We start from the raw sequence: 404 nt of genomic DNA on the forward strand, positions 1-404 counted from the left end.
TCTCTCACCCGCGCCCCGAGCTCCCCTATTTCTGCTGCCCCATCGACCGGGGGGTGGTGCGCCGGCCGCCCCCCCCCCCCCCCCTCCGTCTCCGGCCGGTCCTGATCACGCTCACCCGACGAGGGTGTGCGCCTTCCCCGTGAGTGTCAGGTACACCCGGTCCGGATCGGTGTCATGTCCGTCAGCGCCGCAGGGTGAGCAGGCCGGGGCGGTAGGGCAGCAGGCCGTAGTCGCCGCCGGAGCTGGGGCTGCGGCCCTGGTAGAGCAGCTGCAGGTTGCAGGGGTCGATGGTCATGGTCTGGTCGGCGCTGGTGCGCAGCAGCTCGCCGTGGCTGATGTCGTTGGTCCAGGTGGCGCCGCTGTTGGCCTTGCCCGCGAAGGGGTTGCTCTCGGTCGCGGCCTGC

1 protein-coding gene is annotated in these 404 nt (G+C 72.0%); it reads right to left on the minus strand.

Annotated elements, in window-relative coordinates:
• Positions 1-181 precede the first annotated feature (181 nt).
• Positions 182-404: non-reducing end alpha-L-arabinofuranosidase family hydrolase (locus ABT352_RS40340; protein ID WP_350950349.1), on the minus strand; the 223-nt coding region annotated here is incomplete at its 5' end.

The organism is Streptosporangium sp. NPDC000563 (assembly GCF_040299985.1).
In the GTDB taxonomy this organism is placed as follows: domain Bacteria; phylum Actinomycetota; class Actinomycetes; order Streptosporangiales; family Streptosporangiaceae; genus Streptosporangium.